Source organism: Butyricimonas sp. DFI.6.44 (assembly GCF_022132345.1).
GTDB classification, from domain to species: domain Bacteria; phylum Bacteroidota; class Bacteroidia; order Bacteroidales; family Marinifilaceae; genus Butyricimonas; species Butyricimonas muris.
The window spans coordinates 1-24,885 of the sequence record NZ_JAKNJD010000003.1; the positions used below are offsets into that span (position 1 = coordinate 1).

Annotated in this window: 17 protein-coding genes, 1 tRNA gene and 1 pseudogene; 2 read left to right on the top strand and 17 right to left on the bottom strand. The window is 45.1% G+C overall.

The annotated features are described in order from the left end of the window. Window positions 1-185 precede the first annotated feature (185 nt). Window positions 186-1,820, top strand: coding sequence for a dipeptidyl-peptidase 3 family protein (locus L0M98_RS05210; RefSeq protein WP_099291347.1), 1,635 nt, complete (start codon window positions 186-188; stop codon window positions 1,818-1,820). Window positions 1,821-1,891: 71 nt separating this feature from the next. On the opposite strand, the gene L0M98_RS05215 is transcribed toward L0M98_RS05210, so the two are convergent. From L0M98_RS05215 to polA, 9 genes are all read right to left on the bottom strand, one after another. Next, complete coding sequence (locus L0M98_RS05215; protein WP_227217630.1) at window positions 1,892-3,511, bottom strand: hypothetical protein; 1,620 nt, start codon at window positions 3,509-3,511, stop codon at window positions 1,892-1,894. Then, window positions 3,508-4,308: an ABC transporter ATP-binding protein gene (locus L0M98_RS05220; RefSeq protein ID WP_227217629.1), complete on the bottom strand. Its 801-nt coding sequence runs from the start codon at window positions 4,306-4,308 to the stop codon at window positions 3,508-3,510. Before L0M98_RS05220 ends, L0M98_RS05215 begins: the two co-directional genes overlap by 4 nt. Window positions 4,309-4,396: 88 nt before the next feature. After that, window positions 4,397-4,467: transfer RNA gene (locus L0M98_RS05225), tRNA-Gln, on the bottom strand. Window positions 4,468-4,536: 69 nt separating this feature from the next. Next, the gene (locus L0M98_RS05230) at window positions 4,537-6,186 is read right to left on the bottom strand and encodes a S41 family peptidase (RefSeq protein WP_186974896.1); all 1,650 of its coding nucleotides are present in this window, start codon (window positions 6,184-6,186) and stop codon (window positions 4,537-4,539) included. A 60-nt stretch (window positions 6,187-6,246) separates the two neighbouring features. Next, complete coding sequence (gene yidD, locus L0M98_RS05235; protein ID WP_369861146.1) at window positions 6,247-6,456, bottom strand: membrane protein insertion efficiency factor YidD; 210 nt, start codon at window positions 6,454-6,456, stop codon at window positions 6,247-6,249. Continuing rightward, a complete protein-coding gene (gene rnpA / locus L0M98_RS05240) occupies window positions 6,428-6,853 on the bottom strand; it encodes a ribonuclease P protein component (RefSeq protein WP_186974897.1) in 426 nt (141 codons plus the stop codon). The genes yidD and rnpA overlap by 29 nt, the downstream gene beginning before the upstream one ends. Before the next feature lie 243 nt (window positions 6,854-7,096). Then, window positions 7,097-7,861 (bottom strand): uroporphyrinogen-III synthase, encoded by a 765-nt coding sequence (locus L0M98_RS05245; protein ID WP_186974898.1) that lies wholly within the window; start codon window positions 7,859-7,861, stop codon window positions 7,097-7,099. Window positions 7,862-7,897: 36 nt separating this feature from the next. Beyond that, on the bottom strand, window positions 7,898-8,671 hold the full coding sequence (locus L0M98_RS05250) for a DUF4271 domain-containing protein (protein WP_227217627.1): 774 nt from the start codon (window positions 8,669-8,671) through the stop codon (window positions 7,898-7,900). Between the two features lie 13 nt (window positions 8,672-8,684). Further along, window positions 8,685-11,387 carry a DNA polymerase I gene (gene polA, locus L0M98_RS05255; RefSeq protein ID WP_410492084.1) on the bottom strand — a complete coding sequence of 901 codons (2,703 nt, stop codon included), beginning with the start codon at window positions 11,385-11,387 and terminating at the stop codon, window positions 8,685-8,687. A gap of 598 nt (window positions 11,388-11,985) precedes the next feature. On the opposite strand from polA, the gene L0M98_RS05260 reads away from it, so the two are divergent. Continuing rightward, window positions 11,986-13,104 (top strand): bifunctional 3-deoxy-7-phosphoheptulonate synthase/chorismate mutase type II, encoded by a 1,119-nt coding sequence (locus tag L0M98_RS05260; protein ID WP_099291355.1) that lies wholly within the window; start codon window positions 11,986-11,988, stop codon window positions 13,102-13,104. A 186-nt stretch (window positions 13,105-13,290) separates the two neighbouring features. On the opposite strand, the gene L0M98_RS05265 is transcribed toward L0M98_RS05260, so the two are convergent. From L0M98_RS05265 to L0M98_RS05305, 8 genes and pseudogenes are all read right to left on the bottom strand, one after another. Next, complete coding sequence (locus tag L0M98_RS05265) at window positions 13,291-14,391, bottom strand: thioredoxin family protein (RefSeq protein ID WP_227217625.1); 1,101 nt, start codon at window positions 14,389-14,391, stop codon at window positions 13,291-13,293. Between the two features lie 6 nt (window positions 14,392-14,397). Further along, window positions 14,398-17,064, bottom strand: coding sequence for a zinc-dependent metalloprotease (locus L0M98_RS05270; protein WP_227217623.1), 2,667 nt, complete (start codon window positions 17,062-17,064; stop codon window positions 14,398-14,400). Window positions 17,065-17,092: 28 nt separating this feature from the next. After that, a complete protein-coding gene (locus L0M98_RS05275; RefSeq protein WP_227217620.1) occupies window positions 17,093-18,526 on the bottom strand; it encodes an ABC transporter permease in 1,434 nt (477 codons plus the stop codon). Further along, window positions 18,523-19,647 (bottom strand): ABC transporter permease, encoded by a 1,125-nt coding sequence (locus tag L0M98_RS05280; RefSeq protein WP_227217618.1) that lies wholly within the window; start codon window positions 19,645-19,647, stop codon window positions 18,523-18,525. The genes L0M98_RS05275 and L0M98_RS05280 overlap by 4 nt, the downstream gene beginning before the upstream one ends. A gap of 1 nt (window position 19,648) precedes the next feature. Then, a pseudogene (locus tag L0M98_RS22655) lies at window positions 19,649-21,308 on the bottom strand (ATP-binding cassette domain-containing protein). A gap of 7 nt (window positions 21,309-21,315) precedes the next feature. Then, window positions 21,316-22,218: an HlyD family secretion protein gene (locus L0M98_RS05295; RefSeq protein WP_227217614.1), complete on the bottom strand. Its 903-nt coding sequence runs from the start codon at window positions 22,216-22,218 to the stop codon at window positions 21,316-21,318. Between the two features lie 91 nt (window positions 22,219-22,309). Then, window positions 22,310-23,692: a TolC family protein gene (locus tag L0M98_RS05300; protein ID WP_227217612.1), complete on the bottom strand. Its 1,383-nt coding sequence runs from the start codon at window positions 23,690-23,692 to the stop codon at window positions 22,310-22,312. Window positions 23,693-23,848: 156 nt separating this feature from the next. Continuing rightward, a complete protein-coding gene (locus L0M98_RS05305) occupies window positions 23,849-24,883 on the bottom strand; it encodes a hypothetical protein (protein ID WP_227217610.1) in 1,035 nt (344 codons plus the stop codon). Between the last annotated feature and the right edge of the window lie 2 nt (window positions 24,884-24,885).

The following is a 24,885-nucleotide window of genomic DNA, read 5'->3' on the forward strand; positions in this document are numbered from 1 at the left end:
AAGCCTTATTTTTACAAAAAAAAAGAACTGTCTAAAACTTGTTAGACAGTCCCATGAATTTTTAATTTACCTTCAATCGCCCCCATCGAAATCACAGAATCATAATCTTTAATTCCAAATATTTTCAATAGTCCGCTTGTTTTTATAAATTCGTCCCTCAAATACTCAACACAAATTTTATAAAAATGAGAAAACTATTCCTATTCTTATCCTTAGGTATTTTCTTGTTCTCTTGCAAAGAGGCAAAGAAAGAAACCAAACAACCCAGTCCCTATCAGCCACTTGCTGACCAATACGCGGAGTTCACCTTGACAACTGACGTTAGCAAACTAACGGAAAACGAGAAAAAGATGATTCCCATCCTTATCGAAGTGGCGGACATCATGGAGAATATTTTCTGGCAAAACGCTTATGGCGACAAGGCTGCGTTGATGAAACCATTCGCGCAAGACTCGGCAGCCTTGAAATATCTTTCTATTAATTACGGACCGTGGGATCGTTTGAATGCCAACAAGCCTTTCATTGACGGCGTGGGAGCGAAACCGCTGGGAGCGAACTTCTACCCGACGGATATGACAAGAGAAGAATTCGACGCTTTGAAAGACCCTCGCAAGACGGATTGGTACAGTATCATCCGCCGGGATGACAAAGGGAATCTCGTCGTGATCCCTTTCCATGAAGCATACCCGCGAGAAGTTGCCAAAGCCTCCGAGTTATTGAAACAAGCCTCCGAGTTGGCAGAAGATCCCGGCTTGAAGAAATACTTGTCATTAAGAGCACAAGCCCTTCTTGATGACGATTATCTTGCCAGTGACCTCGCTTGGATGGATATGCAAGACAACACGCTGGATTTCGTGGTTGGTCCTATCGAAACTTACGAAGACCAACTTTACGGGTACAAGGCATCCCATTCCGGACAAATCCTCGTGAAAGATAAAGAATGGAGTAAACGCCTGTCAGAATACGCTCAATACTTGCCCAAGCTACAAAACAACCTTCCCGTGCCCGCCGCTTACAAGAAAGAGAAAGCGAACGCCAACCCGGACATGAACGCGTACGACGTGATTTACTATGGTGGAGATTGCAATGCCGGAAGCAAGAATATCGCCATCAACCTGCCGAACGACCCGAGAGTACACGCTGCCAAGGGAAGCCGCAAATTGCAATTGAAAAACTCCATGCAGGCAAAGTTCGAGAAAATGGTTGTTCCTATCTCTAAATTGGTTATCGCACCCGAGCAACAGAAATACGTGAATTTCGACGCCTTCTTCGAGAACGTAATGTTCCACGAAGTTGCCCACGGTCTTGGAGTGAATTACACGATTAAAGATAAAAAAGACGTGCGTTCTGCCCTACAAAACTACTACACTTCCATCGAGGAAGGGAAAGCGGATATCCTCGGGTTATTCTGCGTGACGAAATTAGCGGAATGGGGTATTCTTGAAAACAAAGACCTCATGGATAATTACGTGACCTTTATCGCCGGTATCTTCCGTTCCGTACGTTTCGGTGCTGCCAGCGCACATGGCAAAGCGAACATGATGCAATTCAACCATTTCATGGAAAGCGGAGCCATCACGAAAGACGAAACGACCGGATACTACACGATCGACTTCGAAAAGATGAAAAAAGACATCGAAGTCATCGCCGGGGAATACATCACGATCGAGGGTAACGGAGATATCGCAACTGCCACGAAACTCGTTGCAGAGAAAGGCGTTGTACCCCCGACACTGCAAAAAGACCTTGACCGCATCGCCGGAGCAGGTATCCCGAAAGATATTTTCTTCAAGCAAGGAACAAAAGTCCTCGGACTATAATAAAAAGTCCCTTACACATAAATAAAGGATGTCTAACAAAAGGCATCCTTTATTTATTGTAAATAAATCAATTAGTAATTAGCCAACACCTTTTTCCAAGCCACACGACAAATAACATATTCCATCAACACCGCCAATACCCACATGCTCGCGATAGCTATCCAAATGCCATACCACGACAAGCGCTGGGACAGGGTATGTACTCCCCCTATCACGAGCCACACGAAGATCAATGCCAGCATCCGCAATATATTTCGTCCCGAATCGGTCGTTCCCTTCTCCTTGGAAAAAGGAAAAAGCAACCCGGAAAACCAAAGATACACGTAACTCACAAGCGTATTCACGGCAAGAATCATCAGCAAATCCGGAATAATCACCCAATGCAACCTCACGACGAAAACAGCAGACAATGCGACATACACGGGAAGATAATACTTCACGTACAACGCCTTGTAACTGCCGAGGATCAACGCCCCCGGGCGGGCAAGCGGTCTTGAACGATACAACCACAGCAAATCCCCTTTCTCCATGATCGACATAGCCATCAATATCCCGATACTCACCATCGATGTCATGTAAAACGGGATATAAAACCCAATCCCCCCGGTGTCGCGTCCTTTGTAAATAAAGAATACCGCCAGAAACACCGTGTAGATAATCATCGGGAGCACTGCCTGACGGAATTTCAGATTCCCCTGCGTCAACCGCCATCCCAGCACGAAACCGGAAACCTGCACGGGACTCCACGCGAATAGCCGGGCCAGCGAGTAAAGCCAACCGTCCTTGCCTTTTTTCCGTCCCTTACCCGCGATCGCGGCATATTCATCAATTATTCCCATTTTTCTCGAAAAATAGGGTGCCAGATAAACCACTGCGATCCAACCGAACAACAACACCCCTGTTACCCCGGATAACGCCATCACCAAAACAGGAATAGTAAAGTGCTGTATAATCAACGTGAACGCCATAAAATAACAGGAAGGGGTAAAATACATCCACGTTGACGGATGAAACATATCCAGTTGTATCTCCCGAATCACCGTTCCCACCAATTGATAGCTCAACGCGACGGAGACGACCAGAATAACCTGAGCATAACTCATCACCCGTGCAAATTTATCTACCGCGATAAAACGCATCACCCCGAGATAAATCACGTTCGCCAGTAATAAAGTAAAAAGCGTATTCAAGAAAACAGATATAATAAAGAGTCCACCCGTCAACACTCCCTGCCAAAAAAAGACAACAATAGCAGGAATCAAAGACATACAACCCGATAGAAAAAACATATATGATAACATCGTCACCAGACGGGCAGTCAGGATTGTCTTGGAATTTACGGGCAAACGTTGTAGAATCTGATTATCATTCCGGTCGAAAAGCAACCGTGAGTATTCCATCATAAAACTCATCATAAACATGATCATCAAGTAGGAATGAAACAACAAAAGCGACACTTCAAACGTCCCGGACATGACCCCGAACAGGAAAAACACGGTACCGTATATCCCGAACGCGATACCTTGCCGCAATAACGTATTCGAGCTTTCCTTTTTCCGTTTAGACCTGTCGATACGATCATATTCCGTGAGTTTCACTGTCACGATAGCCACCATCCTGTCAAAGTCAACACCCATACGCGTGAACACTCCACGGAAAAGTCGCAAAATCCAAATTACAGCCTTAATCATTGTTCTTTATTTTCAAACACATCAACCATCCGTTCCGCTTGAACCACCTGCCCTGATGCCCCGATCAGACTCGTGAAAAGGCTCTCCAAAGAACCGACACCCGCTTGTTCCATCAATTCATGAACAGTTCCATTAGCTATAATTTTCCCCTCGTTGAGCAAAATCACCCGTGTCGCAATCTTCTCCACGACATCCATCAGATGAGAACAGTAAAAAATCGTCTTCCCCTCTTTCGCCAGTCGGGCAATCATCTCCTTCACGATAATAACGGCATTGGCATCCAGACCATTCAACGGCTCATCCATAAAAATAACCTCTGGGTTATGCAACAAGCCGGAAATGATATGTATCTTTTGTTTCATCCCCTTGGAAAAACTCAACATCCGTTCGTTTGCATTATCCCGCATCTCGAACAATAAAAGTAATTCTTCCACCTTCTTAACCACATCCGCCCGCTCCAACCCGTACAACGTACCTATAAATTCGAGATATTCCATCGGAGTCAAATGCTCGTACATGATCGCGTTCTCCGGAATATAACCAATCCGCTTCTTAATTTCTATATCGTTCTTCCTCAGATCGTATCCCAATACATTAACCTCTCCGGCATATTCCTCCATCAGCCCACACATGATCTTCACCGTGGTGGATTTACCCGCCCCGTTACTCCCAAGGTAACCAATCACCTCTCCCGCGCAAATCTCCATGTCTATTCCCTTCAAGACCTGCAGTTCCTCTTTCTCCTTCCGAAAACTTTTCTTTAAACCGGATACCCGGAGCACGCTGTCGTTCATCATATATTTATGCCGTTCGTTATTAATTAAGAATGCTTCAAAAATAATAAAGCCTCATGACTTTATCGTCACAAGGCTTTGTTCCATTTTGTTGCCCCACTAGGATTCGAACCCAGACAGACAGAACCAGAATCTGTAGTGCTACCATTACACAATAGGGCAATTGTTTTATTGCGGTGCAAAGATAGTAGTTTTTTGGGATTTCAAAAAACTACTATCTATTTTTTCATTTCACTTCAATATTTTTTGATACTCGTCGTCATTAGCCAACACTTCCAACGCCTTGGCGATATGTTTGTCTTTACGGATATGATATTCCAGCACTCCTTCCTGCATATAATAACGCTCCATAAGTTGATCGGCCAATATATCAGAAATCTCATTCTTAAACGAATCCAGATCCCTATCTATAGAATGCCCGAGGTCATTTCTCAACGCTTCAATCTGACCGGATATCTGATCGTAATATTTCTCATCCCGCGCGGTCTTTACCAGTTTATCCAACATGGCTTGAGTGGCTGTTTCATACTCGAATTTTTTCGTTTTCAAGTATTCCTTGAACTCGTTGAACAATTCATCGGTCAATTCAAATTCCGAGGGAGCAGGCAATGTAGGATGTTTTGCCGCGTATTCGTTCACGAAATCAAACACCATATCCTGCATCACCAATTCCTGTGAAACCCGGGCGTATTTCTCCGGCTCGATCTTGATATCCGGCGTGATACCCCCACCGTCATACACGGTGCGTCCGGCTTTTGTCTTAAACGGTTTTATCAATGAATCGGGAATCACGCCCACGCTTCCGTCTGGGTTACGATGCGCGTAATCCACCGCTTGAATACAACGTCCGCTAGGGATGTAATATTTTGCCGTGGTGACTTTCAATTTCGTGTTGTACACGAGGTCACGAGTGGTCTGAACCAAGCCTTTCCCGAAAGAACGCTCTCCCAGAACGACAGCCCGGTCATAATCCTGCAAAGAGCCGGATAATATCTCGGCAGCCGAAGCTGAAGCCCGGTCTATCAACACGGCAAGCTTCATGTCGGGCAATAACGGGTTCTTGCTCGTGGTATATTCTTTATCCCACTGCTTCATCTTGCCCTTGGTGCTCACGATCAGAGAACCTCTCGGCAAAAAGAAATTGGCGATCTCTACCGCTTGATCAAGCAATCCGCCCCCGTTACCCCGGAGATCAAGTACCAAAGACTGTGCCCCTTTATTTTTCAACTCCATGATCGCTTTCCGTACATCATCGGCAGCCTTATCCGTGAAACTGGTGAAATAGATATACCCGGTCTGATCATTCAACATCCCGTAGTAAGGCACACTCGGCATTTGCACGATTTCGCGCAATACCCTCTTTTCCATGGGTTTGTCTTCACCCACCCGCTGAACTTTCAAAACGACCTCTTTACCCGGTTGCCCTTTCAAGCGGGAACTCACGTATTCAACGGTTTTTCCTTTCATGTTTTCCCCGTCGATGGATAAAATCAAATCACCCGGTAGCAAGCCTGCCTTATGGGAAGGTGAATTCCGATAAGGTTCACGGATAACCACGTAATCTCCTTTTATCCCGATAATAGAACCAATCCCGGCATATTCTCCGGTAGTCATCATCTTAAATTCATCTATTCTGGACTCCGGGTAAAACTCGGTGTAAGGGTCTAATTTCTTCAACATAGCGTCAATACCGTCCTTCACCATTTTCTCCGGCTGAACATCATCCACGTAAAAAAGATTCACATCCCTGAAAAGCGTGGCAAAAATATCCAATCCCTTACTAATCTGGAATCTTTTGTTATCCTCCTTCAATCCCAACATCCCGAAAGCCAATAACAACACTCCCGAGATGATAATAATAACGCGTGTATTTTTTCTCATAACCTTATTTTAATATCAAAATCTAGCGAAATTAGTATATATCCGACAAAATAGCAAATTTTAAGGCACCGGATCGTAACCGGAACCACCCCAAGGGTGACAGGAACATATCCGTTTTATTGCCAGATACAATCCTTTTATTGGTCCGTGCTTGCGTAACGCCTCCACTGCATATTGCGAACAAGTCGGGGTATAACGACAGCTCGGGGGCGTCCATGGTGAGATACAAAGCTGATAGAACTTAATCGGAATCAGCAATATTCCTACCATTATCTTTTTCAATATAGACCAGAATTTTTTTAATAGCACCGGTGATTGCTTTTTCTATTTTATGAAATTCAAAGATATCATCCTGCAAATATATAAACAAGATGTCGATTGTTTTACCTTCCGGGATAGCGGAATACAATGTTTGTTTGTTCAATCTATACCCCTCACGCACCAAACGTTTTACCCGATTACGTTTTACCGCCCGTTTGAAACGTTTCTTCGAAACACTGATTGCCACGCGTGCCGGGGCATCTTTCTCATCCCTCGCGTAGAAACGGTATACAACGCGCAAAGGATAACTCACGAAACTTTGTCCCGAGGCTAACAATGCCTCGAAACCTGCCTTGTGACACAAGCGTTCCTCTTTGCTAAACGTGTATTTGATCGTTTCTTCCATGTGATAAGGGGTGTAAAACACCCCGGTTTATAAAGTTTATAAGGTTCATAAAGTTTATAAAGTAATGACCTTACGGACTTTATGGACCTTATAGAGAATGGTTGACCAAAATTTTCCAGAAAATTGTTCAAAAAGTGCTCAGATGCAAGGCTCTGATTCACAAAGAAGAGGGAGCGTACTAAAGTACGTGACCGAATCTTGGGGAAGCAGGAACGCAGCAGATGAGTACTTTTTGAACAATTTTCATTTTGATTTATTTTCTTTGTTGTAAGCCTTAATAAACTGTTCCAAAGCCATCGTCATCGAGGGAGCTTTCTCCGTCGGGGCTTTTATATCCAGCCTTAACCCGGATTCAGTGGCAGCCTCGGCTGTCGCCTCTCCAAAGGCCGCGATAATCGTTTGCCCCTGTTCAAAATCAGGATAATTCTGGAATAAAGACTTGATTCCGGCAGGCGTGTAGAAAGCGATAATATCAAACTCCTTCAAGTCCGGGATATCATTTGCCACTTCATTAGCTACCGTCCTGTAAAACACGACTTTCGTGTATTTCAGCTTTAACTCGTCCATTAAAGCGGGAATATTCTCCTTGTGAACATCAGAAACCGGAACAAGGAAATTCTCGGTTTTATGCTTTAACAAGATTTTCGTCATATCCTCCACTTTCTTATCCCCGTAGAAAATCTTCCGTTTACGGTACACGATATACTTCTGCAAATAAAACGCTATCGCCTCTGAAATACAGAAATATTTCATTGTATCGGGAACAGTTACCCGCATTTCCGTACAAATTCTGAAGAAGTGGTCAATAGCAGTACGACTCGTGAAAACGATTCCGGTAAAATCCAATATATTAATTCTTTCTTGTCGGAATTCCTTTGCTGTTACGCCTTCAACCTTTATAAATGACTTGAATTCTAATTTCAAACCGAGTTCTTCAGCCAGATCAAAATACGGAGACTTGTCAGTTGTCGGCTTGGGCTGCGAAACTAATATCTTCTTAATTTTCAAGACTTTCTGTTTTTAAATTTAACCAAACTTTCTCGATTACACCAACAGCTTGTATAACACAAGCATCGGCACAATTTCGAGCCCACAAAGGTACAAAATCATATACAAAATTGAAACTTTGTAACCATATAATATTTTAATCAATCTTATAAATCTAAAAATCAAGAGGATGACAAACAAGGCGAATATCACGTGAAACAGGGTTGTTACAGCAGAAGATTTCACGAAAAACAAAGCCAAGACCAAAGGTGAAACAGACAATCCCAACACGATGCCGCTAACTCGCAAATTCAGTATAATATCCGAAGCACAATGCCGACTGTTAAACGTCCAGCCCAGAAGACGCACCGTTCCCAGCAACACGATATAATACCCGAATATGATCAGAAAATAAAACAACGCGTCCGAAAAAACGAAAGGATCACTCGTCATAAAAGCAATTAACATTGCCAAAGACGAGAAAGACAGGCAAATAGATAAAAGTACAAAGGAATAATTCTGACGGGTACCCTCTGATATCAACGCCACATCCCTTTTCCTGCTGAAGAAATAGAAATATACCGCCGACAAAAATCCTCGTCCCTGTAAACGAAGTAAAGCGACAAGAACAAGAAAAACCACCATGTATGTTAAAATCCCAGTGGTAAGATGAAAATCCCATCCTTCCAGCGGGGTTGCATCCACCAACCCAATGTAATTCGTCAAGGTATCCATCGGTGGTGCCGGCATCCGGGAAACCGATTCTTCCAATAAAAAAGCCGGAAACACGCTCGAATCCCGCACCACACTATCCGCAACTTGTTCTAACATATTCAACCATCATTTAGTGTGCCTCGTACCAACTTTTCCCGTACCCGGTACCCACGGTCAAGGGAACCGCCAGACTCACCACGTGCTCCATGCAATCTATAACCAATTGCTTCAACTCCTCGATCTCCTCGCGGTGGCATTTAAAATTCAACTCGTCATGTACCTGCAATATCATCTTGGAACGCAACCCCCGCTCTTTGATTTTCTGATGAATACAAATCATAGCTTTCTTGATAATATCAGCCGCGGACCCCTGTATCGGGGCATTCACGGCATTCCTCTCCGCTACTCCTCGTACCACGGCATTTCTGGAATTAATATCCCTCAAGTAACGGCGACGCCCCATGATCGTTTCCACGTACCCTTGCTTGCGGGCTTTTTCCACGGATTCCTCCATGTAACGTTTCACCCCCGGGTACAAATTGAAATACCCGTCAATCAATTCTTTTCCCTCTTTTCGGGAGATTTTCAACCGTTCTGCCAATCCCCATGCCGAGATACCGTAAATAATCCCGAAGTTCGCCGTTTTAGCCCTCCGTCTCATCTCGGGAGTCACCTCGTTCAAGGGTACATGATATATTTTAGACGCCGTTTCCGCGTGAATATCCTCCCCGTTCAGGAAAGCATCAATCAGTCCGGGAGCCCCGCTCAAGTGAGCCATTAACCTTAATTCAACCTGCGAATAATCGGCAGAGAAAAAGCCATAATCGGGATCACCCGTGATGAACGCTTTCCGGATATTCCGTCCCTCTTCCGTCCGGATAGGGATATTCTGCAAATTCGGGTTCAAGCTGCTCAATCGTCCCGTGGCAGCCTCTGCCTGATTAAAATGCGTGTGAATTTTTCCGGTTCCCGGGTCTATGTATGTAGGCAGAGCCTCGGCATAAGTCGTCAGTAACTTTTTCAATCCCCTGTAATTCAAAATATGCCCCACGATAGGATGAGCCTCTTCCAATTTCGAGAGCACTTGCTCGGAAGTACTGTACTGCCCCGTTTTTGTCTTTTTATTCCCGGGGTCTATATTCATCCGGTCAAACAATACCTCCCCGAGTTGTTTGGGTGAACTGATATTAAATTCCTCCCCCGCTATCTCGTATATAATCTTTTCAGACTCCGCGATTTTCTCTTTCAATTCTTCCGACAATTCTTTTAATGCACCTTTGTCGATAGACACACCCTCGTACTCCATATCCGCCAACACCCCGACAAGCGGCATCTCCAACTCTTCAAACAATTTGTAGAGCCCGACATCCTTCAAAGCCTCCTCCAACTTACTCTTCAAGCGGAAAAGAATATCCGTCCTCTCCGCGTAATCCTTGTCTTTTTTGCTTCCTTCCTCCGGGAATAAAGACAATTGCGGGTTCTCGGTATTATCACCTTTAATCAAACGATAATTCAATAACTCCAAAGCCACCCGCTCCAACTCGTGCGAACTGTCCGGCTGCAACACGTAATGCGCTATCTTGATATCGAAAATCCGGTTCTTTATCTCGATCCCTACCCTTCTCAACCAAATAATATCGTCTTTCACGTCATTGGAAATCAAAATCTTCCCTTCATCCTCAAAAACCGGGGAGAGCGACCGTATCACCCGTTCCGCCTCCGCTTTCCCGGACGGAAGCCGTAAATAACAGGCACTATTCGATGCCGTGGAAAAACACAGGTAATCCGGGTAAGAATTATAAATTGTCCCGTCCCCGAAGATCGCATTCAACACGAATTCCGGGGCTTCTTTCAATGTCTGCAATAGCTCTTCCCGTTCCTCTTTCGTCGTCAATTCCCGGTATTCCACCTCTTCGGGATGTATCGTATCGACTAATTTCTCCTCGTGCTCTATCGCGAAAACTCGCTTCGCCAGAGAGAATAATTCCAATTCATTGAAAATCGGTTTTAAAACATCGTCTTTTATCTCGCCCAAGAATAAATCTGCAACATTCACGTCTGTCGGCACTTCCGTGTTGATCGTTACCAGTTCTTTCGACAGAAACACGGTATTTTGACAACACAACAGACTCTCTTTCTGTTTTCCTTTCAATTCCTCGATATGCCGGTACACCCCCTCGATACTCCCGTATTTATAAATCAAGGTCGCCGCGCTCTTCGGTCCTATACCGGCACATCCCGGCACGTTATCGGCAGTATCTCCCATCAAACCAAGGATATCTATCACCTGTTCCACCCGCTCTATCCCGAAATGGTCAAGCACCTCCGGGATACCCCACACTTCCGATTTATTCCCCGATCTTCCCGGTTTATACATGAAAACTTTCTCGCTCACCAACTGCGCGTAATCCTTATCCGGCGTGATCATATACACTTGAAAACCCTCCTTTTCCCCTCGTTTTGCCAAAGTTCCCACCACGTCATCCGCCTCGAATCCGTCCACGGTGACACAAGCTATCCCCAACCCCTCGATAATCTTTTTGATATAAGGAATAGACTTTTTCAGGTCCTCCGGCATGGGCGGACGCTGTGCCTTATACTGCGGGAACATCTCGTGACGGAATGTCGGTCCCTCCGGATCAAAAACAACAGCCAGATGTGTCGGCTTCTCCAACTCCAGAATTTCCAGCAAAAAATTAAAAAAACCGAAAGTAGCCGATGTATTTATTCCCGTGGTAGTAATCCGGGGATTGTTTATAAACGCGTAATACGAACGGTAAATCAGTGCAAAAGCATCCAGCAAGTATAATTTTTTCTCCTCGTTAGTCATCATCTTTCCTTTTCAAATTATTTCTTACAAAGTTAGCCTTTTTCTTTTACACGGATAGCTACTTTGAAAAAAAGACATCAAAATTACGCGTTTCGCGTAACGCGAAACGCGTAATATCAAAGTCTACAGCCCTCCCTACAAACGCACACTCCATGATAGTTCCGACTGTCGTGGAGTCTTTCATCCAAAATCCATGACAATCGTGTCAAAATATTTTTTGCTGTTATCCTCCCTTTCTCGAGATGAGGTTTCGGTATATTCAGTTATTTTACTATAACAAATAATGAATATACCATGTACTTTTATATTATCAAATTTTATTCAATTTCAATTAAAATACTATTATTTCACCTTTGAAATAGGAGTTGAATAGGAGATGAATGGGAGATGAATAGGAGTTGATATAAATCAAGTATAAAGTAGATACCTTATATTTATATATTATTTAACTTATCTTATCCTAAATTCAAGAGAAAAAAGGAGGTAATTTTTCCTTCAATTCTATTTTGATGTGGTTGCCATGTCTAAAATCCGAAATCACGTTCCTCTTTTAAAAGAAAAGAATATCTTTGAACTCGCAAACAAAGAAAGAAAAGATTAAATGACCTATCAATTGGATATACAACCTTGTCCGGAATGGAATTTGTTCACGCGATTACAGCGTCCGCTAGTCATTGCCGGACCTTGTAGCGCGGAAAGTGAAGAACAACTTTTTGAAACAGCAACCCTATTGAAAAACAACGGGATAGAAGTCCTGCGTGCCGGCATATGGAAACCGCGTACCCGCCCGAATTGTTTCGAGGGAATCGGAATGAAAGGATTACCTTGGTTACAGCATATCCAAAAAACTTTAGGGTTGAAGATATCCACCGAAGTTGCCAACGCCCACCATGTCGAGGCCGCTTTGAAACACGACATAGATATGCTTTGGATAGGGGCACGCTCGACCGCTAATCCATTTGCCGTTCAAGAGATTGCCGAAGCTCTTCGAGGTGTGGATATTCCCGTTTTCGTCAAAAATCCCGTCAACCCGGATATAGAACTTTGGATTGGGGCTTTTGAACGCCTTTATTTGCGCGGGATCAAAAAAATGGGAGCCATACACCGCGGCTTTTCTTCCTACAATAGCGCTCGCTATCGCAATACACCACAGTGGCAAATCCCTATCGAGTTAAAGCGACGCGTTAAACAATTGCCCCTCTTTTGTGATCCCAGTCACATCGGCGGGCACCGGGAATACATTCAAGAGATATCTCAAAAAGCCATGGATCTCGGTTTCGATGGTCTGATCGTGGAATCGCACGTTCATCCGGATTGCGCGCTAAGTGATGCTGCACAACAAATTACCCCGGTGCAATTAAAGGAAATTCTCGAACATCTGGTTATCCGGGAAGCACACCCGAACAACTCTGCCAATCATTTAATCATCGAGGAACTCCGGGAAAAAATAGATACCCTTGACTCTTCCATCATGGAAGCCCTCACGAATCGCATGAAAATTATCGAGGAAATCGGTCTTTACAAAAAGGAAAACAACATCACCATTCTTCAACCCGACCGCTGGGAAAGCATTCTCTCCCGTGTCACGGAAGAAGCACGAGAGAATAATCTCCCCGTGGAACTCGTGGAACGGGTGTTCAAAGCCATTCACCAGGCTTCAATCGACCGACAGACGGATATCATGAATAGAGGAGTGTCGAGACACACCTCTAGTTTATAAAGTTCATAAAGTTGAGCCTTCGGCTCCTAAAGTTTATAAAGTTAATTAACAGTATATCAACGTTTATGCATTTATCAAATAAACTTTACGAACTTTATGAACTTTATAAACCTTATGAACTAGAGGGTGTGCCTCGACACACCCTCCGCTCACATAACAAATTGATCAGAAAAAGCCTTTCTGAGATTATCTGAATTTTTCAAAGTATGGTTCAAGTCTTTTTTTCATGCTCTCGGAAGAAGCGAAATACCCGTTAATCCTCGTTTCTAAAGCCAATACCTTCGCGTTATCCACTTTCTCCCCACTCACGTTTACGAAATCCAAGGCAGACAAAATCACCCACAAATCGAAGTTCCATTTCGTGTTTTCCTGCTTATTCAAGCCGGAGTCCATGCAAGAAATAATGCGCTTTGAATCTTGAGCGGCACAAGCCTCCAATAATTTCAATTTATTCTGCAATCTCTTGTCCGGAGTCCAACTGCAAGAAGCCCATTCTTTAGAAATTTGACCGAATAATTTCTTCATGCCATTCTCATCTTTTACCGTTTTCTTTTGAATGGCTTCATTTATAGTCTTATTGTAATTATCCGCCAAATATTTGTCCAATTTTTCCAATCCCACACTCTCTTTCAATTTGGAGAAGTTGTTCAAAATAAAATTAAAATCGGCTGAGCCATAAGGCGTCCCTTCTATCAAAAACCAATAGTCGGCTTTCAACTTGTCGCTATCGACAACTTGCTTTTTCAATTCTTCCAGAATCGTGTTCGCTTTTGCCTGTTCCCCGGCACAAATAAGTACCCAATAGTAAGTCAATAACTGATCTTTCGTGATCGCACCCTTGTCGTACTGCTTATTCAAGTAATCAAAAGAGGTTTCTTCGTTCAAACCTCTTTCTACCCAAGCGATAAAAGATTTCAACGAGCCTGCCCCGCCTATCTTGTGTTGAATACTGCCATCGGGACGGAATATAAAAAATGTCGGGAAACTTTTCACGTTAAATTGTTTTGCCAATTCAATCCCTTCTCCTTTTTCCATATCATATTTCACGCTCACAAACCGGGGATTAAAAAAATCTCCCGCTTCCTTCGTCACAAAAACCGTGTTCAACATTCTCTTGCATGGAGCACACCACGAGGTGTAGCAATCCATAAACACGAGTTTATTCTCCGCTTTTGCCTTAGCCAACGCTTCTTTAAACGTTAGTTCCTCAAACTTAACCCCTTCTTGGGCATTTGCCGTGATGCCCAACGACATCACGACAAATAACAACATTATGATCCTTTTCATATTATATTAGATTTTTATACCTTCTGTCATTTGCATCAACATAAATAACATGGCTTGATAGTGCTGCTTGGAAGCCTGATCCGGGGCATCCATCGCTCTGCTCATTAATAAGGTTCTCAATTTCAAACCGATTCCACAACAGTTGGCTACAGTTTCATCGATAAGAGAGGTGTTCACCGGACGTTGCCAACCGTAGCCGTATCCTAAACCGAAGCTGTTCAGTATTTCACAATCTTCCTCATCGTAAGCGGATTCTTGTTCCGATTCCACTACCATCATTTCATCCAACCCGTACAATTTCATTTCGTCTAAGGAAGGAGTTCCCGCCTCACTCGTGATCCCTCCTAAAAGTCCTGCCAGACCGGGTGACGGTTTCAACAATTGTTTCATGAAGGCCAACATGCCATTTTGCATAATCTTATCGGCTTGAGTCACTTCCCAGTTAGAAATTGCACTCTCCCATACCCCGTTGTACAAATCATCGAAATAGGCTTGCAACGTGTACGGGTTTTTAGAGATATGCGATGACAACACGACATTCCGGCTCGCATTGAACAACGCCATGACTGCCATATTTTGAAGGCGTGCAGAAGTTGCCACATCCAAGCCGAATTTTTCCGTCACCTCTTTGTTATCCAGCCAATCGCAATCATTCAATTGCTTCAATACCCATTTCAAAGAAGCCTGTTGTTTCTCGCGGCTAACCGGCTCTACCCGTTTCCCGGAAGTTCCGTCTTTCACGTCCGTCAAATAAATGCCACCGACATTATAAACCACGTTCATCAAGTAACGGGCATACTGGTTGGCAATATTCTGGTACAACGCTCTCCGGTGAGTAGCTTCCGGGTCATCCTTGATCCATTCGTTCAAATGGTTCATAATATATTTCAGATTCTTAATCCCGTATTCACCCGCTTTCATCGGATCGTCACCCAAATCTTCCTCCAATGCCGAAGGATCTACGCGGAAAGCCACCTGTTGTTTGCGGAAACGGTAAATCGGATCCCCGACTTTCTCGTCTACCCAACCTTCCAGTATTTTAAATTCTTCCTTCGAATTTTTTGCCCCGGGGAAATACGTGTACAACCATTTAATGGCAAATTCGTCGTACAGACCTAAATCCGGCGGAGTCAATTTCACCCCTTTGTCCCCGGGCTGAGCCACGTAATTAAACCGGGCGTAATCCATGATAGAAGGCGTAGTTCCATATTTTCGAGTGAAACTTGCCGAGCGCAAAGAATCCACCGGGTAAGTACTGGAAGCTCCCATGTTGTGCATCAATCCCAGCGTGTGTCCGATTTCGTGAGCCACCACGTAAGTAATTGACTCGTCCATCACGTCCTTCGGCATCTTTTTAGCTCGCACGCGAGGATCCACTTGTGCCGTTTGAACAAAACGCCAATGATTAATCAACTTAACTATATCGTTGTAAATAATCACCGAAGCGGTCATAATTTCACCCGTCACCGGATCAACCCAAGAGGGTCCCATGGCATTCTGCGTGTTCGAGGGAATATACCGTATGCAAGAATATTTCAAGTTGTCGGGATCAAAATTCGGGTCGTTTTTCGGGAAATCATGTACTTGCATTACATTTTTAAAGCCAATTTTCTCGAAGGCCTGATTCCAGCGCAAAACGGCTTTCTTGATCGGTTCTTTCCACGACTCGGGAAAAGCGTTATCAACGTACCACACTATCGGTTTCACGGGTTCTACCAATTTACCTTTTTTGTAAGCCTCCGGGTCCTTGGGTTCTAATCTCCAACGATTCACGAGAGAATAATTGAGTAATTGGTCCTCGGCTTCCGTGATACAATGTTTTCCTGTTTGGAAAATACCTAACCTGAAATCCGGGTATCTCGGACGCATTCTCTTTTCCGGTAACAATAACAACGAGCGGGTAGCTTTTACCGACAACGGAGCATTACTTACCAAAGTGGAACGCCCTCTCTTTACCGTCACGTTATAAGCATACCACGTGGAAACCATAACGTTATCCTCGAATGCTTTTATCTCATCCAATTTTGTCCCCTCCTTTAAAGGCGACGCGCTAATCGTAAGTTGTCCCCCGCCTTCATTTACCGGCGATAAATCCGACTCGTTGCCCGTGAACAAGGAAGTCACGTTGATCACCACGGCAGAACGGTCTTTATTGAATGCCTCCACCTTGTAGGCTTTCAGCATCGGGTCTATAAAATTCCTTTGCTTCAACAATTCCCCACGCTCCTTATCTACCTGTAAATCCAACGCCGCGTTGACACTGCGCATGTACACGGTAGTATCTTTTTCAAAGGTAAATTTAATATGCCGGGGCGTGTTGGTCTTGAAACCGTTCGTGCAGAACATCGGGTTACTGGATTCCGATGCCGTGGACCCTAACAACATCTCGCGCCCCATGTATTTCAACGGAATCTCCATGTACAATTTATCGTCCACTTTATGCAAGGTCATGAAACCTCCCTTCGTGGCAACATGCCCCTTGGTTTTGAACAATTTATCATACTTGCTTACCGGCTTTGACTTAGGCTTGTCCGGCGTTTTTTTTGTCGATACCGCTTCAACCTTGCCCTTTTTTTTCTCCTTCTCATTTTTCGATTGTCCGGCACCCGACGTCACTTCACAAAAAGAGAACAAAAGCAAAGACACCAATAAAAATACAATACTCTTTTTCATACATACAATATTTAAACATTACAAATATCTATCTGGCTTTCCGGAAGTTCCAAATCGCCCAACCATTAAACACGACAATAAAAACGCACAAAGCGCCAATCTGGGGTAATACATGCCTTAACTCACTGCCGTAGGCGAAAAACAGACGCATGACCTCGATGTAATAGCGCAACGGGTTAATATCCGCTATCACCCTAGCCCATCCCGGCATACTGTCAATCGGCGTCCACATCCCGCACAACAAACAGATAATCAACAAAAAGAAGAAACAAAGCAACATTGCCTGCTGTTGATTCCGACAAGCCGTGGAGATCAACACGCCAAACCCGACCATCGACACGAGAAAAAGGAACGAAACCAAGTAAATGCTCCAGTAACTACTCTGGGGCACAATCCCGTACAACGCCCACACGATAATCAATCCAAGCGTAAGAATCGCCATCCCGATTACCCACGAGGGAATAATCTTCGAGAAGATAAAGGCACTCCGTTTCACCGGGCTCACGTTCATCTGCTCTATGGTGCCGTTCTCCTTTTCCGTCACGATATTCAATGCCGATAATACCGCCCCGATGATACATACCAGAATAGCTAAAAGTGAAGGTATCTGGTATAAACTGGACTCCCCGTCCGGATTATAACGGTGATTCACGACCATATTGATCTGTTCGAATTCCGACTCCGCCGGTTTCTCGATAAGCGGAATATTCACATCCGCACCTCCCGCGTCAATCATCAATCCGGGTACCGTGATTTCTTCTCCTTTCTCCCATTCATTCATCTTTGCCGTCACGCGGGCTTCCGGGGATTGGTTCGCTCGCGGCATTTCAGCCCCTTCCTGCAAACGGGTTTCCGCTTCCGCTTGTGCCAGCATCATTTGTTGCGCTTGTGCCAATCGTGCCTGTGACGCGACTTCCGCTTTAGCCCGTTTCGTCATTTCGGCTTGCGCTTGCGCTTCCACCCGAGCCATGATCTCTTCCTGTGACTCCATCCGAAAACCCGGCTGAAAACCGAACCCGTCCACGTACTCCCATATATACCGCTCCAGTATCTGCAAAAAATAAAATGAAGAAAGCCCTGCCGTCACGCCGTTCACGGCATCTATTTCCAGCATAATCGGGGCTTTTGTACGCTCCATGACATTTTTCTCGAAACCTTTCGGTATCTCAAGTATTCCTGAGGTCTTATTCTTCTCCAGCACTTTCAATCCCTCCTCGTAGGTGTCCGCATAAGCCCCTATCCGAAATTGGTTCGAACTCGTCAACTTCCGCAAAAAATTGGCAGAGGTACTCGTGCGATCATGATCCACCACGCTCAAAGAGATCGTGGATGTCCTTACTTTCGCTGCCGGGGGAAGAATAAACAACAGTATCGACGTGATCAGAAACAGAATCAACAATATCGTTTTATCCCTGAATATCTGGATAAACTCCTTCTGTAACAAAAATCCCAGCATCCTCATGACAACCGATTTTTAAAACATTTGATACTAATAACAATCAAAACCACCGTGATCGCCACCAACCCGAACAATTCCGGGTAAACGGCATCCATCCCCAATCCTTTGATCATGATATTTCTCGCTGCCGAGATAAACAAGGTCACCGGCATCATGTGCACTATCGCTTTCATCCCCAAAGACAATGAATCCAACGGGAAGATAAAACCGGATAACGTGATAGCCGGAAGCATCAACCCCGCGATAGAAATGATAATGGCACTCCGCTGTGTCTTTGTCAACACCGACACCATAATCCCCAACGCCAACGAAGACAGGGTAAAAATAGTCCCGACAAAAAACAGTAAGAAGATATTTCCCGTTATCGGGACTTTCAATATAGTAACCGAAATCAACAGGATCACCACGATGTTAATCATCCCGACCAACAGGTACGGCACCAGCTTTGCCAGAATAATCACGGGCGGGCGCACCGGCGACACCAGCAACACCTCCATCGTACCCGATTCTTTCTCCTTCACGATAGCGAGAGAAGCCATCATCGAGCATACCAGCATCAACACGATTCCGATCACTCCCGGCACGAAATGAAAAGCACTGTTCAGCCGAGGATTGTACCGCATCTTTACTTCCGGAATAATCTGTATCGGCAATTCCCTTCCGGCATTGATTTTCTGTTGATAGCTCAATAATGTTGCCAATATATAGGATTCCAACGTGGATGCATTGATCTGTAAACTCGCGTCCATAATTACCTGCATATTCCCCACTCCCGTCCGCTTGATCTCTTTCTCGAAACCGGGCATAAAGACGAACACTTGGGATAAGCGTCCCCCCTTGAACAGTTCATCCACCTCATCCATTGAACGCACATGTTCTACCACTTTAAACGTGGAGCTCGCGTCAATCTCCGCCACGATCTGCCTGCTCATCGCGTCATTCGACATATCCAGCACAGCCGTGGGCATTTCCGTCAAACTGCTATTCAACGCGAAACCGAAAATCAATAACTGCGAGATCGGTAAAACCACCAATACCAATAGAGTCTTCCGATCCCGAAGAATATGATAAAACTCCTTGCGCGTGAAAGCGAAAAACTGATCTATAAATGTCTTTATCTTCATCTCATCCGTCCTTTCTTTGAGCCCTCCGTGCCAACAAATAAAAAACCTCCTGCATCCCCGGAACACCATGTTGTTGCTTCAACACGGCAGGAGTACCCAATGCCTCGATACGCCCGTCCACCATGATCGACACCCGGTCACAATACTCCGCCTCGTCCATGTAGTGGGTGGTAACAAACACGGTAATCCCGTCCGCTGCCGCCTGATAGATTAATTCCCAGAACATCCGGCGCACGGCGGGGTCCACCCCACCGGTGGGTTCGTCCAAAAACACGATCTGGGGCTCGTGGAATGCCGCCACCGAAAACGCCAGACGTTGCTTTACCCCTTGCGGCAACAAACGTACCGGCGTGTTCCGTTCCTTCAAAAGACCGAGATTCCCCAGCACCTTATCCATTTTATCCCGAATCTCCGAACGTTGCATCCCGTAAATCCCCCCGTACAAGCGTATATTCTCCCGCACCGTCAAACTCTCGTATAACGAGAATTTCTGGCTCATGTAACCGATTCTGCTCTTTATCTTTTCCGACTCCCGGGCAATATCGAATCCCACCACCCGTCCCGTCCCAAAAGTCGGTTTGCTCAACCCGCATAACATCCGCATGGCAGTGGTCTTGCCCGCACCGTTCGCCCCGAGGAACCCGAATATCTCTCCACGCTCCACGTGAAAACTGATATGGTCCACCGCTGTGAAACTCCCGAATTTCTTCGCCAGCCGCTCTACTTCAATAACCCGTTCCATCGCTAGTATCATTTGTTAACATCATGAAATAATCTTCTATACCCGCCTCGATCTCGTTCCATTCCACCCCGGTATGCCCCGCGCCTCTCAAGGAAGCTGCGAACCGTTCCACGGGATAATCGTTCTCCTTGAACGTGGTGTGAAGCGAATCCCCGAACGTGAAACAGGAATAAACCCCCGGTTCTTCCCGGATGTCCCGCAATAAGCGGTACATATCCCGTGCCCGGAAGGCGACCAGCTTTTTATCGTGTTTCCGGATCAACCGGTCCGGCGTATCCACCGCCAACATACCCCCGTGGAAAATCAAACCGATACGGTCACACAACCGGGCTTCATCCATGTAAGGCGTCGACACCAGTACAGATATCCCGTCCCCGCTCAACCGCTTCAACACGTCCCAGAACTCTTTCCGGGATATCGGGTCGACTCCCGTCGTCGGCTCGTCCAAAAACAACACCTTCGGTTTATGGATCAAGGCACAGCATAGCCCCAGCTTTTGTTTCATCCCCCCGGACAAAGCTCCCGCTTTCCGGTTTTTAAAAGGAGCCAGTTGCTCGTATATATCTTTTATCTGGTCATAATTTGCCTGTAACGTCGTGTCGAACACGCTGGCAAAAAAACGCAGGTTCTCCTCCACCGACAGGTCTTGGTACAGGGAAAACTTCCCCGGCATATACCCCACGATATTCCGCACCTCCCGGTACTGGCCGATCACGTCGAATCCTCCCACGGAAGCCCGTCCCCCGGTAGGCAAAAGAAGTGTCGTCAATACCCGGAACAGCGTGCTCTTGCCCGCCCCGTCAGGTCCGATCAAGCCGAATACTTCCCCCTTCTTCACCTCCAGAGAAATCTCCTTCAGGGCGACAATCTCTTTCAACACCTGCCGGTACTTCATACTGATATTCTCCGCTACAATCATAATTTATTTATAGCGTGTTAAACTTCACGTCGGCATACATCCCTACCCGCAGGAAACCGTCGTTCTCTACATGGATTTTCACGGCGTACACCAGATTGTCCCGTTCATCCTGTGTCTGTACCGTTTTGGGTACAAACTCGGCTTCCGAGGCTATCCAAGATATTTTCCCCCGGTATTCCCGTTCTTCTCCGCCACCCAATTTGGCAAACACCCGTACCGGATCGCCGACTTTTAATCCGCCTATACGCCCGCCTTCCAAGTAAACCTGAAGCGTCATGTTTTTCAAATCCCCGATTTTATACAGAGCCTTTACCGGGGCTGCCAATTCTTTCTCTTCCGTGTACTTCGCCAGTACAGTCCCCTCGATAGGGTTGACAATCAGGCAACGCCGGATCTGATCGTTTACTTGATCCACTTTTAGGGCTATTGCCGCACTTTCCGCCTTTGCCCCTGCTATCATCACCTCCGCCTGATGTGTTTGTCCCGCCAAAGCCGAACGCCCCTCGTCCACCATCGCTTTCACGTCATCATACTGTTTCCGTGTAGCCGCCTTGCCTTCCAGCAAACGCTCTACCCTTTTCAACTCTTTCTCCCCTTTCTCCACCTTCAAACGGTAGACCTCCAATACCTTGTCCAAATTCGGGATTCGTTCGTCCACGGCCTTCACCGCCTGTTGTGCCTGTACCTTCAACCAATGCAATTGCATCGTGTCTATCAAACCAACCACCTTGCCCGCTTCTATGTAATCCCCTTCCATTACCTCCAAACGCTCCACTCTTCCACTCATCTCCGATGACACGATCACCTCTCTCGTTTCAAACATTCCCGACGCATCCCGCTCCTCCGTTTTGTCTTTGCAACCAACTCCCAGACAAGCCAAAATCACTAAACCCAATATCGTATTCTTCATCTCCAAAAACATTTAATTCTCAAATCGTAAATCCTTTAATAAAATTTGAAATCATAAATCTCAAATCGTAAATCATAAATCGTTATGAACTTTATAAACCTAACGTTATTTTCTTCGAATAGACCATCATCTTCAACTCTACCTCCCGCAACACCTTTTCCTGCTGTGCTATCAACGCTTGATTCACATCCGTGATCAACTCAGAGATCGTGTACACCCCATTCGCGTACTTCACCTCGGATGCCTGTCGGATACTCTCCCGCAAGCGCACAGCCTCTTCGTCACTTTTCACCAACTCCTGCAATTTTCTGATTTCCGCATCCTGCATCAATACTTCCATCTTCGTGTTGAAAATAAAACTCTCTTGCTGGTTCCTCACGCTCTCCTGTTGTACCTTAATCAATTTCCGGTCATTCCCTCGTGTATTCAACTTCCCGAAATTCCAACTTACCATCACCCCACCGATAAAATAAGGCTTAAAATCACTGTCAAACGTATTCAATCCCGATTTACCGTATCCGCCCATCGCGAACAAACCGATTTTAGGCATATTCTCGGCATTCTGCATCTTCAAATCGGCATCCAATCGCTTGATCTTGCTATCCAGATATCTCAACTCCGGACGCTTCACCTCGCCATTTCCAAAACGACTCTCCACTACCGGAACTTGTAATTTGGTTTCTTTCGACAAAGGTCGGTGAATCAAAGTCGATAACACGTTCAGACAAGCCTCCCGCTTGGCTTCCAGTTCCACCCGCAACTGTTTGTATTTTATACGCTCCACGTCTATCACATCCAAATCCGTCTCGTAAATCACCCCTTCTTTCAAAGCCACCTCGGCTCGTACCCGCAGGCTATCCAATATCTCGTCCGCCCGATTCAACTGTTTCTCCCTCCCCTCTATCGTCAATAAACCGAAATACAACTGTTTCACCTTATCCTTGATCTCGTATAACTGGGCATCCAACCCGGCATGCATCATATCGACCTCCCGGTTTGCCATCTCTTTTCCCGCCTTCATCCTGCCCCCTGCCCACAACGCCTGCTTTAACGACAGCGACACATTATAGCGCTCCCGGTCACTCACGGGAATCGTCATTTGGGGAATCGACACCGGTACGTTCATCGTCGGTAAGTTAAGATTCTGTCCTTGAGCAACCTCGTTCAAATCCACGCTGATATTCACCTTATCCGGCATCTTCAAATCCAACTCCATCTTCTCCGACTGCCACGACGCCACTCCCGACAAACTGAACTCCGGCATATACACCCTCGAAATATTCGATAGCGTATATTCCCGTGCCTGATCCAACAACCCATGTTGTCGTATCGCCGGGTAATTATCCATCGCCCACTGCTGACACTCCTCGATCGTGATCACCCGCTCCGGTTGACCACCCCTAGCCACTTCCTGCCCCCGAAGCGAAGCACTTAACATTATAATACACACAAAAGAAAACGCTCTCTTTCTCATAAACTCCAATTGTTAGCTGAACACATACTTATCTAAATTTTAAATTAAAACGAACGCCTCCATAAAACAGGGTACACGCTTTCCAAAATTTATCGCAAAAAAAAGACGCCCGGAACTCTGCCCGGACGCCTCTCTCACTAAATGAACTGATCTGTCTTATTGCTCTTTGATAAATTGTGTCAAACCGCTTTTCTTCAATAAATTCAATAATGCCTCGTATCGCTTGATAATCATCGGAAATTCACCATGCTCCGCCCGAATTTCGGCATCCGTCTTCGTGTAAATCATTCTGGTAAATTCTGAAATATCCATCAAACACGAAGGGAAATGAACATTATTGGCATCCACTTTCATAAATCTCAAAACACCATATTTTCGAGGGTTATCCAATTCAAAATTATATTCTTTGATACCATTATTGGTAGCCGATTGTTTATAGTTATAAGATTTCGCCTTTTCCGCTATTTCAAAGAGATCATGCGGATATCCGTCAAGGTCGGGTGATTCCTTTGTAATATCATAATAAGCAGTGATCTCATCCCCATAATTTTTCTCTAAATAGCGCTGTAGTTCAAGCATCGCTATCCGCCAACCATACTCTTTTTTATCCTCCTCTGTCAATTCATCGATAGACTTGTAAATATTTACATTATTCACAATCTCTTTTGTCATCATACTCCGAGTACTTAATACCAATATTCCTAAATCCCACTTAAGCGTATCAAGTATAACTTTTTTATTTTCAATTTTATAAAGAGAGTCTACGATTAAGAATGCATGAGGTCCATATCTCCCTCGAGCAACTGGCTTATTAAAATAAGGTAACAACACGTCATCCCGTAAAAGTTCAACCATTGTATACAATTTCCCCTCGTCGCATAACAACGACATTTTAGACGAAGAGAACGAAGAAGAAAAATTATAGCCGGGTTGAAATATCTCATAATACGTGTATGGCTTTCCTCCTTTATCGTAACGGGTCTGAACTCCTAATGTATCGTTATAGAAAATGGCAAACCCGGTTTCGTCATAAATCTCGTACCTCAACTTATCTAACTCACTTGCGTTCGGGTCGTATTCAATCACATACCAGTTCTTTTCCATGTTAGACGGTGAAGACGCTTCATTATCTCCGCAGGAGCAAAACAGTACTCCCAACAACAATCCGCATATTAAAGTATTTATTTTCATAA

Bases quoted from the DNA above. Each gene is read 5' to 3' on its own strand.
- yidD (WP_369861146.1), bottom strand. From the start codon at position 6,456: ATGGTAGGAATATTGCTGATTCCGATTAAGTTCTATCAGCTTTGTATC.
- L0M98_RS05210 (WP_099291347.1), top strand. From the start codon at position 186: ATGAGAAAACTATTCCTATTCTTATCCTTAGGTATTTTCTTGTTCTCT.
- L0M98_RS05230 (WP_186974896.1), bottom strand. From the start codon at position 6,186: ATGAGAAAAAATACACGCGTTATTATTATCATCTCGGGAGTGTTGTTA.
- L0M98_RS05280 (WP_227217618.1), bottom strand. From the start codon at position 19,647: ATGAAGATAAAGACATTTATAGATCAGTTTTTCGCTTTCACGCGCAAG.
- L0M98_RS05300 (WP_227217612.1), bottom strand. From the start codon at position 23,692: ATGAGAAAGAGAGCGTTTTCTTTTGTGTGTATTATAATGTTAAGTGCT.
- L0M98_RS05260 (WP_099291355.1), top strand. From the start codon at position 11,986: ATGACCTATCAATTGGATATACAACCTTGTCCGGAATGGAATTTGTTC.
- L0M98_RS05305 (WP_227217610.1), bottom strand. From the start codon at position 24,883: ATGAAAATAAATACTTTAATATGCGGATTGTTGTTGGGAGTACTGTTT.
- L0M98_RS05275 (WP_227217620.1), bottom strand. From the start codon at position 18,526: ATGAGGATGCTGGGATTTTTGTTACAGAAGGAGTTTATCCAGATATTC.
- L0M98_RS05250 (WP_227217627.1), bottom strand. From the start codon at position 8,671: ATGTTAGAACAAGTTGCGGATAGTGTGGTGCGGGATTCGAGCGTGTTT.
- L0M98_RS05220 (WP_227217629.1), bottom strand. From the start codon at position 4,308: ATGATGAACGACAGCGTGCTCCGGGTATCCGGTTTAAAGAAAAGTTTT.
- L0M98_RS05215 (WP_227217630.1), bottom strand. From the start codon at position 3,511: ATGATTAAGGCTGTAATTTGGATTTTGCGACTTTTCCGTGGAGTGTTC.
- rnpA (WP_186974897.1), bottom strand. From the start codon at position 6,853: ATGGAAGAAACGATCAAATACACGTTTAGCAAAGAGGAACGCTTGTGT.
- L0M98_RS05295 (WP_227217614.1), bottom strand. From the start codon at position 22,218: ATGAAGAATACGATATTGGGTTTAGTGATTTTGGCTTGTCTGGGAGTT.
- L0M98_RS05270 (WP_227217623.1), bottom strand. From the start codon at position 17,064: ATGAAAAAGAGTATTGTATTTTTATTGGTGTCTTTGCTTTTGTTCTCT.
- polA (WP_410492084.1), bottom strand. From the start codon at position 11,387: ATGATGACTAACGAGGAGAAAAAATTATACTTGCTGGATGCTTTTGCA.
- L0M98_RS05265 (WP_227217625.1), bottom strand. From the start codon at position 14,391: ATGAAAAGGATCATAATGTTGTTATTTGTCGTGATGTCGTTGGGCATC.